This window comes from Nostoc sp. S13, from assembly GCF_029379315.1.
GTDB lineage: Bacteria > Cyanobacteriota > Cyanobacteriia > Cyanobacteriales > Nostocaceae > Nostoc.
In genome coordinates, this window is sequence record NZ_JAQYWQ010000017.1 from 10693 (window position 1) to 28320 (window position 17628).

Genomic DNA, 17628 nt, shown 5'->3' on the forward strand with positions numbered 1-17628 from the left:
TCATTCCTTTCTCCGATTTTTTAAGGTATTTACGTTAACTTTGCTAATAGAGATATTGCTTCTAGACTAAAATATATTCAACATATTGTAACAATCAAATTTTTTAAGTTTTTAAGAAATAGTCAACAGTAAATTATAATGTTAAAAACCCATTTTATTAAATTTTTTTAACATTTATTTCCGACTCAACTAGCATTTTTTTGTTAATAATTCATTCTGTTTGTTTTAAATCTGATTCATAAAAACATTCAAATAGTCTAAAAGAGTCTGGATATGAGGCTTGGTGATGATTGTGTAATGATTGCTAGGGATAGTAATAATCTCTATTGGCTTGCCTGAAAGTCTACCCCAAATTAAAGTTGGATTAGAAAATTCATTAGATACTTCATCGCTTGCATGAAAGTATATAATTTGGTTTGGATAAACTTGTGGTGTATAGCTTTGTAGAGCGAGTACGTTATTCTTAAAAACTTTCAGAAGACAACGAAGCTGTTCTAGTTCAAAATCCCAAGGGACGAGGTTAACTATCCTTGCTTGCTCTAAAAAATAGTTTAATTGCTCGTCCAGCGTCAGTCCCTGAAGTTGCTCAACCGAACCTGATAGGTTTTTGCCAGCAGACTGTGCCATATCTATGGCAAAATCGACTAATATTTTGACATCGTTGTAGTCATCAATCTTTGCAATTTGCTCACTGTTAACTGGTGCCGGGCTGTCTAGCATAGCAAGCATATTAACTTGATCGCCATGTCTTAGTAACTGAGTTGCCATTTCAAAAGCGACAATACCGCCCATAGACCAACCTCCCAGAAAATATGGGCCATTCGGCTGAATCTCGCGTAGTGCTTCAATATACTTAGCTGCCATATCTTCTATCCGCGTATAAGGCTGCGATTCCCCATTTAAACCTAGTGCTTGCAGCCCGTAGAATGGTTGATCTGAACTCAAATGAAGTGACAATTCGTAGTAGCAGAGAATATTCCCACCTACTGGATGCACAAAAAACAGAGGTGGCTTGGAACCTTGAGGTTGAATTGCGACTAAGGGGGACGAGGTTTGGTAATTAGCCTGCTCGTGCAGAATTGCTAACTGTTTGATAGTTGGACTTTGGAAAATGGCAGATAATTGAATATTTTTACCAAACTGTTTATTAATTTTTGCTATTAAGTGTACAGCTAAAAGCGAGTGTCCCCCAAGCTCAAAAAAGTCGTCGTTGATGCCTAAATTCTCAATACAAAGAATTTCTTGCCAGATATGAGCAAGGGTTTGTTCAATATAAGTGCGAGGAGCAACATAATCATTTCCGATATTCGGGCGGGGATGGAGTATCCTAGCAAGACTTGTTGAAGCTAATTTCTCTTTTCCGTCCCCAGCAAAAGAGGTCTGCTCAACATCGCCTAAAGATTTTAGCTTCAGCCATTGATCGAACCTAGCTTGTAAATCTCCTGTGGAGAGAACAACTTGAGTGATTTTACCACTTTTTAAAATACGTTGAAAAGCTTTTATGCCTTCTTCTGGTGTGATAAATAATTCAGATAATGTTGTTCTACTAGTTGTGTTTTCTTCTCCAAATCGCCAGCGTTCCCAATTAACACTAATCCAGGGGACGGGATTTGTTTGATTTTGTTTTTGAGCAAAAATATCCATAAAGATGTTCGCTGCTGAATAAGCGACAGATCTTAATCCTCCCAAAATGGATGATAAAGAAGATATCAACAGATAAAAATCAAGTTCTCTCCCCTGCAAAACTTTTTCTAGTACGAATAATTCATCAGCTTTTGATTTAAATTGACACTGGGAATCAGTTTGAGAAATTTCTTGAACAGATTTTTGTGAGTTTTCCTCCACAATTTCTGGTGCGTAAATAACACCGTGTATGTCGCCAAAATGCTCAGTAACAAACGCGATCGCTCTTTCCATTTGTTCGGAGTTGCTCACGTCTGCGCTCAAAACTAAAACTTCGGCTCCTAACTCCTCTAAAGCCTGCACTTTCCTGATTTTGTAGCTCACCTCATCTCGATCATCATGAGTTTCCAACCACGCGAACCATTCACCTTTTTCTGGAAGATTCTTCTGTCCAATCAACACCAGTTTTACCTGCACTGTCTGGGCTAGAGACTTTGCCAGTATCAGTCCAATATTTCCCAGACCCTCAGTAATTAAGTAGACTCCGCCGTTGCGTAATCTTGATGTTTTTCCTTTAGCTTCTAACAATCGCACTGGCTCAAAATTTTGCACCCAACGATTCAGACCACGGTAGGCTATAACGAACTCCGAGGATTTAGTTTGTAGTTCGTCCAGTAAATAATCTACAAGTTTCTCCTCTTGCCAACTTCCTGGTTTTGGAAGAACAACATCAATGCTACGACAGCTGACGTTTGAGTATTCTTGAGGAATGACTTTAACAGGCCCGAGTACAGTCGCTTTCTCTGGGCACAACATTTCTTCTGCTGTTACTGACTGTATGTTATTGGAGATAACTGTGATTTGATTATCAGTCCAATTCTGTTTTCCAAGTGCCTGGGTGAGAAACAACAGGCTGTAGAATCCCAAATATTGAGCGCTGTCAAACCACTCAAGTTCTGATTCTGCGCGGTAGTCTGGTGTGACACTCCATAAATGAATAATTGTTTTGGGGATCTTATTTTGTGCTATAAGTTCATTGAGCAAGGCATCGTAATCATTACTTTGTCGAGGATTGAGGGTATATAGGCGTGGACATTCCCTTAGTTTGGAGAATTTGGAGCCGATTTGGATTGTGATCGCATCTTGTCCCTGCTGTTCGAGTCGTTTTATTATTTGAGAACCCAAGCCGCACTCATCGATAAATACAAGCGTGCAGAACTTTTGCTCTGCCAAGTCTTCTTTACCAATCAACCCTGGAGGTGCAGATTGCTTCCAAAAAGGTAGGTAGAACCAGTCGGCGATATCCGGCTTTTTACTCAATGACACTTTTGCGCGGACATCGCGAGGCTGTGCTGGTGGCGAAATCCAGTAACGCTGACGCTCAAATGGATATGTTGGTAGGGGAAGGCGATAACGTTGTTCGTTCGCGTAAAAGCCAAACCAGTCTACTTGAACTCCGCAAAGCCAGAGGCGACCCAAAGTACTGAGTAAAAAGGCTACATCTGACTGTTGCTCCTGGGGATGGCGGATTGAAGTCAGCACCACAGGTTCCAAATTATTATGCTGTTTGGCGAAGGTACTCAATGTCTGTCCTGGGCCAACCTCTAGCAAGATTCGCTCTGGTTCTTTAAGTAATTCAGTCATCCCTTCGCTAAAGCGCACAGTTTGCCGTAGATGCCTTGCCCAATAGTCAGGGTCTGTTGCCTGTACTGTGGTAATCCAAGTCCCACTTACGTTAGAGATAAATGGAATTTGGGGGCGATTTCGCTTGACTTTTTGTAATAACTTTGTATATGGCTCAATGATGGAATCCATCATCTGAGAATGAAAAGCATGAGATATATGCAGCTTTCGACAGCCTATGTCTTTCTCCAGTAGTTGCTGCTGCAATTTATCAATGATATCTGTCGAACCAGAAACAACACATAATGAAGGATCATTGATTGCCGCAAGAGAAAGCTCTTTTGGGAGCAGGGGTTGCACCTCTTGTTCAGAAAGTTGAACCGAGAGCATCGCACCTGTTGGAAGTTGCTGCATCAGTCGTCCTCTGGCAGCTACTAGCGCTAAAGCATCTTTGAGGGAGAAAACCCCGGAAAGAGTTGCTGCCACATATTCCCCAATGCTGTTACCAATCATCGCTTCTGGTAGCACACCCCAAGCCATCCACAATTTTGACAGGGCGTACTCAATGACAAATAGCGCACTTTCGGTAATAGAAGTTTGTTTTAATTGCTTTGTAGCTGTTTCAATTTGTGCTTCGCTGGGATAGAGAATATCTCGTAAATCCAACCCCAAGTGAGGTTTTAGAATCAGGCAGCAGTGATCAACTTCCTCAGTAAATTGGGGTTCGCTGTGGTACAATTCCCGCCCCATATTCACATACTGCGCTCCCTGTCCAGGAAACATAAATATAGTGGGTCGATTACAGGGTTGTTGGTAGTGGGTGAAAACTCGTTGAGCTTCTAGAGTATGCAGTGCCTCAACTGCATGATCAATATCATCACACACCAGTATCCGGCGATGGTTGAAAGTTTGACGACCAACTTGGAGAGTGTAAGCCACATCAGCCAGATTCAAATCGGGATGCTGCTTAAGATGATTTGTCAGATTTACTGTGGCGGTTTCTAAAGCAGAGCTGGTTTTTGCACACAGCATTAACAACTTATGAGTTCGCCCAGCGTTAGATGCTTCGATATCAGGGGCTTCTTCAAGAATGACATGGGCGTTAGTTCCACCAAAACCAAGTGAAGTAATTCCAGCCCGACGAGGAATTATGCCCGATTTCCATTCCGCCAGTGTGGTATTTACATAAAAGGGACTATTAGCAAAGTCGATCTGGGGATTGGGCTGCTCACAATGTAAGCTTGGTGGTATTTGTTTGTGTTTGAGAGCCAAGATAGTTTTGATTAAGCCTGCGATCCCGGCAGCCGCATCTAGATGCCCAACATTGGTTTTCACTGAACCGATCGCACAGAAACCACGCTTGAGTGTACTGGTACGAAAAGCTTTTGTCAAAGCTTTAATTTCTATAGGATCGCCTAGTGGTGTTCCTGTCCCGTGAGCCTCTACGTAAGTGATAGTATCAGCTTTTACCCCAGCAGCAGCGATCGCTTCTGCAATCACCTCCGTTTGACCTTCTACACTCGGAGCTGTGAATCCGGCTTTCAAAGAACCGTCATTATTGACAGCAGAGCCTTTAATTATTGCATGAATGCGATCGCCATCAGCAAGAGCATCTTTTAACCTCTTGAGAACCACAATTCCTACACCGCTACCGAAAATAGTTCCCTTTGCCTTAGCATCAAAGGCGCGGCAATGTCCGTCAGGAGACAAAACCCCATCTTCTTCATAGAGATAGCCACCTTTTGGTTGCATATCTAATATTGAAATACCACCCGCTAAGGCCATATCACATTCGTAATTGAGCAAGCTTTGGCAGGCAACGTGGACGGCAACTAAAGAAGTGGAGCACGAAGTTTGAACTGCATAACTTGGCCCAGTTAGATTTAATTTGAAAGAGACACGCATGGGAAGATAATCGGGATGATTTCCCAGACTAATTTCCACATCGCTTGCTAATTCTCTAATGTTGGGGTTTGAATAAAGATTGAATAAATAATTACTTATAGTTGAACCAGCGTAAACCCCTATTGAACCAGAGTAGGTTTGGGGGTTATAGCCAGCATTTTCAAGAGCAACACACGCACACTCCAAAAAAATGCGGTGTTGGGGATCCATAATTTCAGCGTCTCTGGGATTATAGCCAAAGAATGACGCATCAAACAAATCTATATGTTCTAGTGGAACTGCTGCTTTTACATAGTTGGGGTTACTGAGGGTTGCAGAGTCTATACCCGCAGACTCTAATTCTTGAGTAGAAAAAAATGAAGTTGATTCTACTCCATCTCGCAGATTTTGCCAAAACTGTTCAATATTCTGGGCTTTGGGAAACCGCCCAGATAGACCGACAACAGCTACATCTGCCTCATCTACGTCATTAATTTTTTCTAATTTGTTGATCATAATTTATATTTTTATTAATTACTAATTAGTAGGATCTATTTTTTGATTTTATATATAGTACTATCGTTCACTTATTTTTTCTCTTCGTCTTTGACCACGAGAAATACTTTGTTTAGCAGAAAGGATTTCCTTCTGTTGCGGGCAGATAATATTCGCAAGGGAGTTTATAGTTGGTGCTTCGTAAATACTCTCTATAGGAATGTCAACGTCTAATTTTTTATTTAACAGAGAAATAGCCTGAAGGGCTGTTAGAGAATCACCACCTAAATCAAAGAAGTTATCGTGAATGTTCACGTTGTCAAAACCAAAGAGTTCTTGCCAAGTGTTAGCAATGGTGTTCTCAACCTTTTTACGGGAAGCAGCATAAGTATTCTCCAAAGCATCAGGTATTTGCTCAACCAGGGTTTCAAACAACTCATCAGCAGACTTTGACTTTGCATTTGAAGTAACCGGCAGGGATTCAGTAACTAAGTTTAAGGATGAGCTTGTCAAAGTTTGATTGGTCGTCATCTGTCCGCCATTTGTTGAAATCTGTTCAGATGGAAAAAATCCTCCTTCTTGCATTTCAACTATGCTTTCCTTGACCGCCTTAATCACCTGTTCAATGTCTTCATCAGTATGAGCGGTAGATAGATATAGAGTGCGTCCTTCCCAGACATAAATCCCTTTTGCAAGTAAGTGATAGAAAAGTAAATTACTAAGTTGAGTCTGGCAATTAAAACGAAAGAGTGAGCCAAAATTAACAACTCGAATTGGTACTTGCTTTTGTTCAAAGTAACTATTAAGAGTCTCGGCTAATTGTGTTGTGCGTTGATTTAACTCCTCCTGAAGTTTGGAACCATTGTTTTTAATGTGATTGAGTGTAGCCCAGGCGACAGCCATGACGAGAGGATGTTTGAAAAAAGTACCAGCGAAAAAAGTTGTTTTCACCTGGGGGTAAGACTCATCTCCATAGTTCCACATACCTCCATCCAATGCATCCATGAAAGCAGCTTTGCCAGCCACTACCCCAATAGGGATGCCAGCAGCAACAGCTTTACCATAAGTTGTGATATCTGCTTGAATACCCCATAAAGCCTGAATACCGCCTGGGTGCATCCGAAAGCCAGTAACTACCTCATCGAAAATTAAAACAGTTCCAGTTTCTTGGGTTAATTGTCTGAGTTGAAATAGAAACTCTTTAGGCTGAAAATCTGGGCGACTGCTTTGTATTGGTTCAACTAAAATCGCTGCTAAATTATGAGCATGGTCTTTAAGAATGTTGAGAGATTCGGAGGTACCGTACTCCAGCACCATCACATCCTCAGCCAAGTATGATGGAATACCTGAAGTCATCGGGACAGAACGCAGCTTTCCGTCATTGGTTGTTACTCCTTTGACCAAAACTCCGTCAGAACCGCCGTGATAAGAACCAGCAAATAAAGCAATTTTTGAGCGTCCTGTAACAGAACGTGCTATGCGTACAGCCCCCATCACTGCTTCTGTGCCATCGTTACAAAAGGCTGTCCGTTCCGCACCTGTCAACTGGCAAATTAACTCAGCTAGCTGACCTGCAAGACGCGATTGTGGGCCATTTAGTATACCTTGCTTGCTCTGCTCTTGGATGGCTGCGATCGCAAAAGATGGCGAATGACCAAATAAAAGCGTACCAAACCCCATTGAAATGTCTACATATTCGTTGCCATCGACATCCCAGAGTCTAGCACCCTCGCCACGCTCTGCATGGATTGGATATATCATCTCCTTAATAAACGGAAAGAACCCTGATACTGCCCTGCTATTGGCATGGCAAGAACGATAAGTTTGGGTGAGTCTTTTAGATTCTTGGGTACGCTTGACAAAACGTGCAATTAAAGCATCTAGATGTTTCTGCTGGCGGGGACTCAACATCATCGATTCTTTTTCGATTTGTTGGGAAGCAAATTTCCGGTCTTTGATTTGTTGTTCAGAGTCTGCCTTAGTAAATGCAGAGCCATTAGTTGAGGTTTGAGCAATTTGCCCATCTTGATGGATAGCTGCCAATGAAGGCACAACTTCTCTGGCTAAACTTCCCTGTGGTAATAAGTCTATTAGTTTAGACATAACCTGAAGATGCTGTGAAATGATCTGTTCAATGGCTGTATTTGCTATAGGTTTCTCGGATTTTTGGTTGACTATTTGTGAATCTGGAGCTTTGATTGAGTTGATGAGTTTCTCGGATTTTTGGTTGACTATTTGCGGATCTGGAGCTTTGATTGAGTTGATGATCACATCTTCTGGTTGAGACACAGAAATTTCCTTTTTAGAGGATGGATTGTGATCATTAGCTAAAATAGGCTCAATCCAGTATCTTTTTCGCTCAAAAGGATATGTTGGCAAGGGAATTCGATGACGTTCTTCATGAGCATAAAATTCTGACCAATCCACATTTATTCCCTCTAGCCAGAGTCTACCCAATGTATTTAGTAAAAACGCCACATCTGATTGTTGTTGCTGTGGATGTCTTAGTGAAGAAAGAACTACCTGCTGGGCTGCTTTTTGCTTGTTAGCTAAGGTACTTAATGTCCGCCCTGGCCCAACCTCTAAAAGAATTCGCTTTGGCTGTTGCAGCAATTCGGCAATTCCCTCGCTAAAACGCACTGTTTGGCGTAAATGTTTTACCCAGTATTTCGGGTCTGTTGCTTGTGCTGGGGTTATCCAAGTGCCGGTGACGTTAGACACAAAAGGAATTTTTGGAGAATTAAGGCTAATTTTGCTAACCTGTTCCTGGAATGGTAACAGAATCGAGTCCATCATTTGGGAATGAAAAGCATGGGAAGTATGCAGAGGGCGACAGTCCACACCTTCCTCAGTCAATCGTTTTTGTAAATCATCAACCGCTTCTTCCAATCCAGAAACTACGCACATATCTGGGGCGTTGATTGCAGCTAAAGAGAGTTTTTCTCCTAGAATGGGTTGGATTTTTTGCTCTGGTAGTGAAACAGCCATCATTGTTCCCGATGGAAGCTGCTGCATCAGTTGTCCTCGTTTGGCTACGAGTATCAATGCGTCTTCTAAGGAGAACACACCAGCAATGCAGGCTGCGACATATTCGCCAATGCTGTGACCAATCATTGCATTCGGACGTATACCCCAAGCCATCCACAACTGAGCCAAGGCGTACTCAACTATAAATACTGCGCTTTGGGTAATATGAGTTTGTTGTAGTTGCTGTGTTGGCGCTTCCGTTCGCTGATGTAGATACAATAATGTCCGCAGGTCTAACTTCAGATAAGATTTGAGAAATTCACAACAGTAATCAATCTGTTTGCGGAAAATTGTCTCAGTCTCGTATAATTCTCTACCCATGTCCACATACTGGGCACCCTGTCCGGGGAACATAAATGCAATCTGTTGCCCAGATGGTTCGGTGAATTTGGTGAAAACCCTTTCCGAAACAGGCGTTTCTAAGACTGTGACTATATCGTTAAGGTTTTGACAAACCAACATCCGGCGATCGCTAAAAGCCCTTCGACCTAGTTTCAGGGTATAAGCAATATCGGCTAAGTTGAGTTCAGAATGTTGCTTTAAGTGCTTTACTAAGTTTTCCGTTGCAGTTTCTAGTGCAGAATTGGTCTTAGCAGAAAGCAGCAATAGTTGCCAAGGACGAGAAGAACCAGAAGTTTCAACAGCAGGAGCTTCTTCAAGAATTATATGAGCATTGGTACCGCCAATCCCAAAGGAACTAACCCCCGCACGGCGAGGAGTACCGTTTGACTTCCATTCTGAAAGCTTGTGGTTAACATAAAAGGGGCTGTTAGCAAAATCAATCTGGGGATTGGGCTGCTGAAAGTGCAAGCTAGGTGGTATCTGCTGGTGTTTGAGTGCGAGAACAGTCTTGATTAAACTAGCAACACCAGCCGCAGCATCTAGGTGTCCGATATTGGTTTTTACTGAAGCGATTGCACAATATGCACGCTTCGCGAACGCACAATAGTTCTTTTTATCTGTGGGGCGAAAAGCTTGTGTCAGCGCGGCAATTTCAATCGGATCGCCTAAAACTGTACCGGTGCCATGAGTCTCTACATAGCTAATTGCCTCCGATTCAACCCTAGCCATTGCAAGAGCCTCGGCAATTACTTTTGCTTGCCCATCTACACTAGGAGCCGTAAAACCAACTTTCAAAGACCCATCATTGTTAATAGCTGAACCTTTAATCACAGCATGAATACAATCTCCATCTGCTAAAGCATCTTCTAACCGCTTGAGAACTACAATACCCACGCCGTTGCCGCTAATAGTTCCTTGAGCTTTGGCATCAAAAGCACGGCAGTGTCCATCGGGAGACATAATTCCCCCTTGCTGATAGCGATAACCAGTTTTGTGTGGCACTTGGAGCGAAACGCCACCTGCCAAAGCGATGTCACTTTCGCCATTTAGTAAGCTTTGGCAAGCTAAATGAACGGCAACTAATGAAGTCGAGCAGGCCGTTTGGACGTTAATGCTTGGCCCCTTAAGATTTAATTTATATGAGATATATGTAGGCAGAAAATCTGGACTATTTCCAATCGAAATTCGGTAACTGCCGACTGATTCTATAATTTGAGGTTGTGTATAAAGGTTTGTCAAAAAGTAAGTATTTAAACTGACACCAGCGTAAACACCAATCCGACCTGTATATATTTCCGAATCGTAGCCAGCGCCTTCCAAAGCTTCCCAAGCACACTCCAGGAATAAACGGTGTTGTGGATCAGTGATTTGGGCTTCTTTCGCAGAAAAATCAAAGAATGAAGCATCAAATAAATCAATATCTTCTAATACAGATCCTGCTTTTACATACTGAGGTTGACTCAGCATCGCTGGGTCAATTCCAGAAGACAATAATTCTTGATCACTGAAAAAAGAAATAGACTCGACACCATCTCGGAGATTCTGCCAAAACTGTTCGATATTTTTGGCTTTAGAAAAACGACCAGCCATACCAACGATCGCTATCTCATCGAGGCTATCAAATGCATTTGGTTGATTCATCATAGTCTCCTCCTAATGGCTTTTTTCTTGATGTTTTTGTCGGAGTTGTCTTTGTTGTTTCTTTGATTCTCTACGAGTATTAACTAAATCGTGACTTGGTTGTAAATCAGGTTTTTCTGCTAATTGTTGACTTAAATGTTTCGCCAATGCACTAATCGTTGGATATTGAAACATTTCAACAATTGATATCTCTTTATTAAGAGTTTGATACAGTTTGCTGTGTACCTGAACCATCAGCAATGAATGACCGCCAAGATCGAAGAAATTGTGATCAATGCCTACTTTCTCGACGTGAAGTACTTCTTGCCAAATTATAGCAATAGTTTGCTCAAGTTCAGTCTCAGGAGCCACAAAGTTTTCTTCCAGATTCAGCTGGGGCTGATCGGGTAGTACTCGACGATCTACCTTGCCGTTGGGCAACAGTGGCATTTCCTTGAGCAGAACAAAAGCTGACGCTACCATATATTCAGGCAGATGATCCAACAAATAGCGACGAAGTTCATTAATGAGAGGAACTGGCTGCTGGTTAGCAACCAGATATGCCACGAGGCGTATATCCTGAAGTTCCTGCTTCTGGGCTATAACTACAGCCTCCCGCACCTGTGGATGTTGATCCAGTACCGCTTCAATCTCTCCCAGTTCTATACGATAACCCCGGATTTTAACCTGCTGGTCAAGCCTTCCCAGAAATTCAATGTTGCGATCGCTCAGATAACGGGCTAAATCTCCCGTTTTGTAAAGGCGCATTCCTGGGCGATCGCTAAATGGGTTAGGAATGAACTTTTCGCTAGTTAAGGCAGCTTGGTTGAGATAGCCTCTTGCTAAACCATCACCACTGATATAAACTTCGCCGATAACGCCAACAGGAACAGGTTGCAAATGAGAGTTAAGTAGATAAATCTGCGTATTAGCAATGGGTTGACCAATCGATACTTGCCCTTTGGTTTGTTGAGAGCCACAATGGTATACACTGCTCCAAACTGTGCCTTCTGTTGGCCCATACTCATTAAATAAAGATGGTTTTGATGGCAATTGGTGATGACGTTGTACTAACTCTGCTGGACAAGATTCACCAGCAACAATGACGATACGGAGTGATGTTAATTGTTCGGGTTTGGCCTCCTCCAATAAAATAGTATACAAAGATGGAAGGCTTAATAAATGGGAAACATGATTTTCAACGATTAACTCTAATAGTTTTGGAATGTCCAATTGCAACCCTTCTTGGGGAAGACAAAGAATCCCTCCAGAACAAAGAGTCCAAAAAATACCCGCCACAGAACTATCGAAAGCAAAGGAAGAAAGTAATAGGAAGCTGCTAACGGGTTCTTGATAGTAAGTAATCCGAGCAGTTGTAGAGTTTACTAAATGGCGATGTGCAATCTGCACTCCTTTAGGTTTGCCTGTAGAACCAGAGGTGTAAATGACATAAGCTAAGTTTTCACTATGGGTTTTGAGCGAGAGATTTTCTTGACTCTCCTGAGCAATAATTTCCCAAGCTGTATCCAAGCAAATTGTTTGGGCGTTATGGGTTGGTAAACCCGAAAGCAGTCGTTGCTGAGTCAATAATACTGGTGTTTTGGTATCTTCTAATATGAAGGCTAAACGCTCTGACGGATAATTGGGGTCGAGTGGAATATAAGCTCCACCAGCTTTGAGAATACCTAAAATCCCAACAATCATTTCGAGGGATCGCTCGATACAAATTCCCACCATTACCTCTTTTCCAACTCCTAACCTTTGGAGGTAGTGAGCCATTTGATTGGCACGAGCGTTTAATTCACGATAGGTAAGTTTCTGGTCAGAAAATGTAACAGCAATATTGTTTGGTGTTCGCTCTGCTTGTTCTTCAAATAAGTGGTGAATACACTTATCTTGAGGATAATCAGCCTGTGTTTGGTTGAACTCAATTAGAAGTTTATGTCGGGTGCGATCGCTTAAAATTTCTAATTCACTGATTACAGCTTCTGGATTATTTACAGCACTTTCTACTAACTTGTGAAATTGCTCTGCTAATCTTTCAATATCGTTTGCACAAAATAGGTTAGAATCATAATGAAATTCTGTATTTATTAAATCATCCCTTTGCTGACAATAGAGCTTTATTTTAAAACGTTCAATGCAGGTGTAACGCTGGGAAATTGTAAATATTATACTATCTGCAAAATACTTTCTATCTTCTGATTGAAAATCAAAGCCAAAAGGTAAAAAAGACAAGTTCTCTGATTTGGTATCGGATGATATTTGTTCCCAAGTAAAACCATCTTGCCATTTGTAGATAGATTCTACAGATTTATGAATCTCCTGTATAACTTGACTAAACTGGAAATTATCTTCTAGATCACAACGAACTGGTAAGTATTTAGCAAACAGCCCTAATGCGTTTTTTAGTTCATTATATTTCCTGCCATCAACAGCGTTGCTAACTATTATCTTGGATTGTCCAATAAGTCGCCAAAGCAGAATCAACCAGCAAGTTAAATAAAATATAGAAGCAGATGTATTATACTTCTGAGCTAAAACTTCAATTTTTACTATTAGTTCAGGTGCAATTATTGAACTTAATAATTTTGGTTCAAATTTCTGTTTTTCCGAAAGAGAGATTTCATCAGGAAGCTGTAAATATTCAATAGCAGAAAAGTCTTGCTTGCGCCAATAGTTTCTTCCTAGTGCTGTTTCCTCTGCTTCAAGGATTTGATTTTGCCATTCCGAAAAATCTGCGTATTGCAGTGGTTCTACAGATAGCTTATTTGGCGATTGATTGGAATATAAAATGGCAATTTCTTCTACGAGATTTATCAGACTTGCATTATCTCCGCAAAGAGCAGGTAAACTGAGAAATAACAGATGTTTCTCTGGCGATAAAGTTATCAGGGATGTCTGTAAAATTGAACCTTGCTGATAGTCAAAAGGCAACTGGTTAAATTGCTGATATATTGCTTCAATCTTAGCTTCTTGTTGTTGAGGATTCAAACTACTAAGATTGTGCTTTGTGTCTAATTTTAACTTGTGGTTTGTAATTACCTGCACTGGAAGAGTCATCCCAGGTAGACAAGGAAAATAGGTACGAAGTATCTCATGGCGATCGACAATATCTTGCAATGCCAATTCTAGGTTATTTATATCGAGATTACCTTCAATTAAAATCGCGCAATTGCTACGATACGCTTCACTTTTATCAATTTGTTCCAGCAACCATAGATGCTCTTGCTGAGGTGAAAGTTGAAACCCCTCCATACTTTCTGCTTGCATATTTATACCTCTATGTCAATTAAACGCATTGGGGAGTATACGGTTCAGCCATTCCTACTAAAATTTTTCTGGGAGGGACAAATGGCTTGCGGGCATGTATTGATAACATATTGTCCAACATCAATACATCTCCTTTTTGCCAGGAAAAGATGACCATTTCCTGTTGATAAGCTTCTCTCAGATGAGCTAACACTGATGGCTCTATTGGAGAACCATCTCCGTAATATGTGTTAGTCGGTAAGTCTTGTTCTTGTAAATTTGTCAACAATGAATCGCGGACTGTTGGTTCCAAAGTGGAAACGTGGAAAAAAGTCGCGTGGTTGAACCAGACCATTTCACCGGTCTGAGGATGTTTGATAATAGCGGGTCCAACTTGTCGAGTTCTTAAGCGATCGCCTGTTTTCCATTCAACCTCAATTCCATGACTTTGGCAATACTCCTTTACCTTTATTTTGTCTGTTGTTTGAAATACAGTTTGCCAAGGAAGACCAAATCCATCGCCAAAGTTACGCATATACATCACTTTCTTTTCAATAAAGCGATCGCGGATAGTTGGATTAATCCGCTCAAAAACTTTTCGACAACTACCAATTGGAGTTTCTCCTCCCTCCAGCGCTGGACTCATACAAAAGAAGAATATTTTTAACGGAAAGGTCAGAGAATATGCGTGTTCATTGTGGGGAAAGATACTTTGTTCAGCAGGGTAGTCAGTTGAAGTATAAATTCTACCGCCTACTTGAGTTCGTGGAGATGCCCGATAACGATACTCCATTGCTTCTCCACAAATAGCTGCGATGATTTGCTCTAATTCCTCTACTGATTTAACTTTGAAATCCCGAAAAAGGATAGCTCCATATTTTAATAATTCGGTGTTTACAAATTTACGATTGTTCTCAGCCCAGTTTTCCAGATTCACACCTTTTATGCTAGGTTTGATCACTAAAGGAAAGTTAGTGTCAGACTGAATAAACTCTGTTTTTATTAAGTTTTCTGGCGAGAGATTGACGCTCTTACGTCTTCCTGTTCCTAAATGATTGATATTATATCCTTGAGATTCAGTTTTTGTCATAAATTGTATTTCCTTAAGCTTATAATCTGCTAGTAGTTCTGCGTTTAACGTTCATTAATTTTTGTTTAATTGTGTTTTGATAAACTTGTTCTTGGGCGAGATTATGCTGCTTGTCTGCTTCAGAAAGAATTGTTTTTAGCTCATTCAATTTAGCTTCTGGATGTGTCGAAATCTTGCCTAAAAGCATTTCAAAATTTCTCGACATCTGGGCAATACTGGCAGTGTCAAATAGGTCTGTATTATATTCCCATACACCAAATAGTCCTTTCTCTGTCTCATTTAGCTCTAGGAGTAAGTCAAACTGCACTGTTTTATTTTCGACCTTTAAGGAGCTTATAGTCAGATTTGAAAGTTCTAAAGACGGGGTTTGGGTATTTTCCAAAACTAGCTTTACCTGAAACAATGGTGAGCGATTCAACTCCCGTTTCGGATTCAGAGCATCTACCAGTTTGTCAAAGGGCAGATCCTGGTAAGCATAGGCTTCCAGGGTCATTTCGCGAACTCGTTCTAATAACTCTAGAAAGGTAGGATTTCCTGATAAATCGGTACGCAATACCAGTTGGTTGGCAAAGAACCCAATCAATCTCTTGGTCTCGGCTTGGTTGCGGTTGGCGATATCAGTACCCACGACGATATCTTCTTGCCCTGTGTACCAGGAAAGCAAAGTCCCAAACGCTGCAAGTAGTATCATAAATAGCGTAACACCTTGCCGTTGATTCAGAGCTTTAAGCTTCTCGGATAAGGTTTTGGGTAACATTAGAGCTTCCCTTGCTCCAGAGAAAGTCTGAATTCTTGGTCGGGGACGGTCAGTGGGTAGTTCGAGTGTAGGTAGGCGATCACCCAACTGCTGCTTCCAGTAAGCAACTTGAGTTTCTAGTTGCTCTCCTTGTAACCATTGTCGTTGCCAAACGGCAAAATCTGCATACTGGATAGATAGTTGAGGAAGCGGTGAGGGTTTTCCCAGACAAAAGGCTTCGTAAAGGGCTGCGATTTCACAAATAAGCACGCCTATTGACCAACCATCAGAGATGATGTGATGCATGGTCAACAATAGGACATGATCTGTCTCGCTTTGCCGCAGTAGAGTAACTCGGAGTAAGGGGACTTTGGCTAAGTTGAAGGAGTATTGAGCTTCTTCATAAGCTAGTCGCAGAACCTCAACTTCCCTCTTGTCTATGGCAACTTGTTGCAAATTTACCAATAATAGTCTGAAAGTAGGGGTTGGAGCAATAACTTGTATTGATTGACCATCCACTGTAGTGAATGTGGTTCTTAAAACTTCGTGACGCTTCACCACTTCTTGAAAGCTTTGCTCTAACACCCCCACATTTAGCGATCCTACCAGACGCATGGACTGGAAGATGTTATAGGCACTATGACCAGGCTGCAACTGGTCGAGAAACCACAGGCGCTGCTGGGCAAAGGATAGGGGAAAGGAGTTGGACTCTCGACTTTGAGGGACTATTTGCGATCGTAAGAAGATGTCTCCTTTTTTCTGGTTAAGCCGTTTTGCAAGAAGCTTAAGTTTCTCTGGGGAAAGAGCAGCAATTTTTTGGGAAAGGTCACTCATTTATAGAAACCAATATCAAATAATAAATGTAAAAACGCTAATTGTTTGAGAAGTATTGGGTTTAAAGTAAACCAACAGCAAGCATAAATCTACTCAACCAAGGAAACTCCAAAATTAATGGTAGAAGATAACCTTTGATAGAACCCCCTTCAACAAAAGATTGGAAGACTACTTCCGAGTTCCATTCGTTTACAAAAAGATTTCCCATACCGATGCTGTTTTCTAGGTTGTTCACTTGATGCCACCAGTTCGGCGGGATATAAATGATTTCTCCTGGTTCAAGTATGACTTCCACTGGCTTGGCTTTGGCGTAAAGTGGAAACTTTTCTAAATTAGGATTGAAGGCATCTACTTTTCCTTCGTACAAAACATCTTTTTGCTCTGGTGTAAAGAAAATAATTTTTTTACGTCCAGAAATCAATCCCAACCAAGCGGCACAACTACTAGGATCTTTATGAAGACCGACCGATGTACCCTTATGACCTATAAATATTTCTGGGTTATCATATTCGTATTTTTGTAAAAGTTTTCTTGGTAGCCTTTGAAACCAATTAGAAAAGTAAACCGGTTCTTTGTAGTCTTCTAAAAGTTCAGGGTAATAAGAAACTACCCAATTAGCTAAATATAGACATTCGTCACTATTTTCGACACTCATATAGTCAATGTAATCAGCAATAGTCATGAAAGCCCGATCTTCATTTTTGTCGTTTTTTACGACGTGTTCAATTGAGCCGTAATGCGACTTGAAAAAATCCAAATTCCACTTTTTCATGGCTTTCCAGTCTTGCATCACGTCAGTGATGATAACAGGTTTGCCAACAGAGGCATATTTATCCACAAACTCATCACATGAAAGATGACTGCGACGCTCAACAAAATCAATAGATGTCCATACCAATTTGCATTTATTCTTTTGCCGCATCCTCTTGAGTAGATAAACGATTAGGAGTGTGGCAACAAACAATGCAATCAAGACAAAACTCAACTTCACAATGTCGAAAAAAGAAAGAGATTTTATAGCCATATCAGGTCTGGTCGATTACTTTATTTGAAATTCTTTAATAATTTTTTTAAGTACTGTGAATCTTGTGTTATTTTAAGC

6 protein-coding genes are annotated in these 17628 nt (G+C 41.1%); all 6 read right to left on the reverse strand.

Features of this window, described 5'->3' with window-relative positions:
* Nucleotides 1-225: 225 nt before the first annotated feature.
* Entirely contained in the window at nt 226-5646 is a 5421-nt protein-coding gene (locus tag PUQ00_RS08355) for a type I polyketide synthase (protein WP_300415059.1), read from the reverse strand.
* 60 nt (nt 5647-5706) lie between these two features.
* The gene (locus tag PUQ00_RS08360) at nt 5707-10638 is read right to left on the reverse strand and encodes a type I polyketide synthase (RefSeq protein WP_300415061.1); all 4932 of its coding nucleotides are present in this window, start codon (nt 10636-10638) and stop codon (nt 5707-5709) included.
* Nucleotides 10639-10647: 9 nt separating this feature from the next.
* Nucleotides 10648-13887, reverse strand: coding sequence for an amino acid adenylation domain-containing protein (locus PUQ00_RS08365; RefSeq protein ID WP_300415063.1), 3240 nt, complete (start codon nt 13885-13887; stop codon nt 10648-10650).
* 19 nt (nt 13888-13906) lie between these two features.
* Nucleotides 13907-14956 (reverse strand): TauD/TfdA family dioxygenase, encoded by a 1050-nt coding sequence (locus PUQ00_RS08370; protein WP_300415065.1) that lies wholly within the window; start codon nt 14954-14956, stop codon nt 13907-13909.
* Between the two features lie 19 nt (nt 14957-14975).
* Nucleotides 14976-16526: a condensation domain-containing protein gene (locus PUQ00_RS08375; RefSeq protein ID WP_300415067.1), complete on the reverse strand. Its 1551-nt coding sequence runs from the start codon at nt 16524-16526 to the stop codon at nt 14976-14978.
* Between the two features lie 61 nt (nt 16527-16587).
* Nucleotides 16588-17550 carry a cupin-like domain-containing protein gene (locus tag PUQ00_RS08380; protein ID WP_300415069.1) on the reverse strand — a complete coding sequence of 321 codons (963 nt, stop codon included), beginning with the start codon at nt 17548-17550 and terminating at the stop codon, nt 16588-16590.
* Between the last annotated feature and the right edge of the window lie 78 nt (nt 17551-17628).

Excerpts from the sequence above, each read along its gene's own strand:
- PUQ00_RS08365 (WP_300415063.1), bottom strand. The coding sequence starts at position 13,887 with ATGCAAGCAGAAAGTATGGAGGGGTTTCAACTTTCACCTCAGCAAGAG.
- PUQ00_RS08355 (WP_300415059.1), bottom strand. The coding sequence starts at position 5,646 with ATGATCAACAAATTAGAAAAAATTAATGACGTAGATGAGGCAGATGTA.
- PUQ00_RS08375 (WP_300415067.1), bottom strand. The coding sequence starts at position 16,526 with ATGAGTGACCTTTCCCAAAAAATTGCTGCTCTTTCCCCAGAGAAACTT.
- PUQ00_RS08380 (WP_300415069.1), bottom strand. The coding sequence starts at position 17,550 with ATGGCTATAAAATCTCTTTCTTTTTTCGACATTGTGAAGTTGAGTTTT.
- PUQ00_RS08370 (WP_300415065.1), bottom strand. The coding sequence starts at position 14,956 with ATGACAAAAACTGAATCTCAAGGATATAATATCAATCATTTAGGAACA.
- PUQ00_RS08360 (WP_300415061.1), bottom strand. The coding sequence starts at position 10,638 with ATGATGAATCAACCAAATGCATTTGATAGCCTCGATGAGATAGCGATC.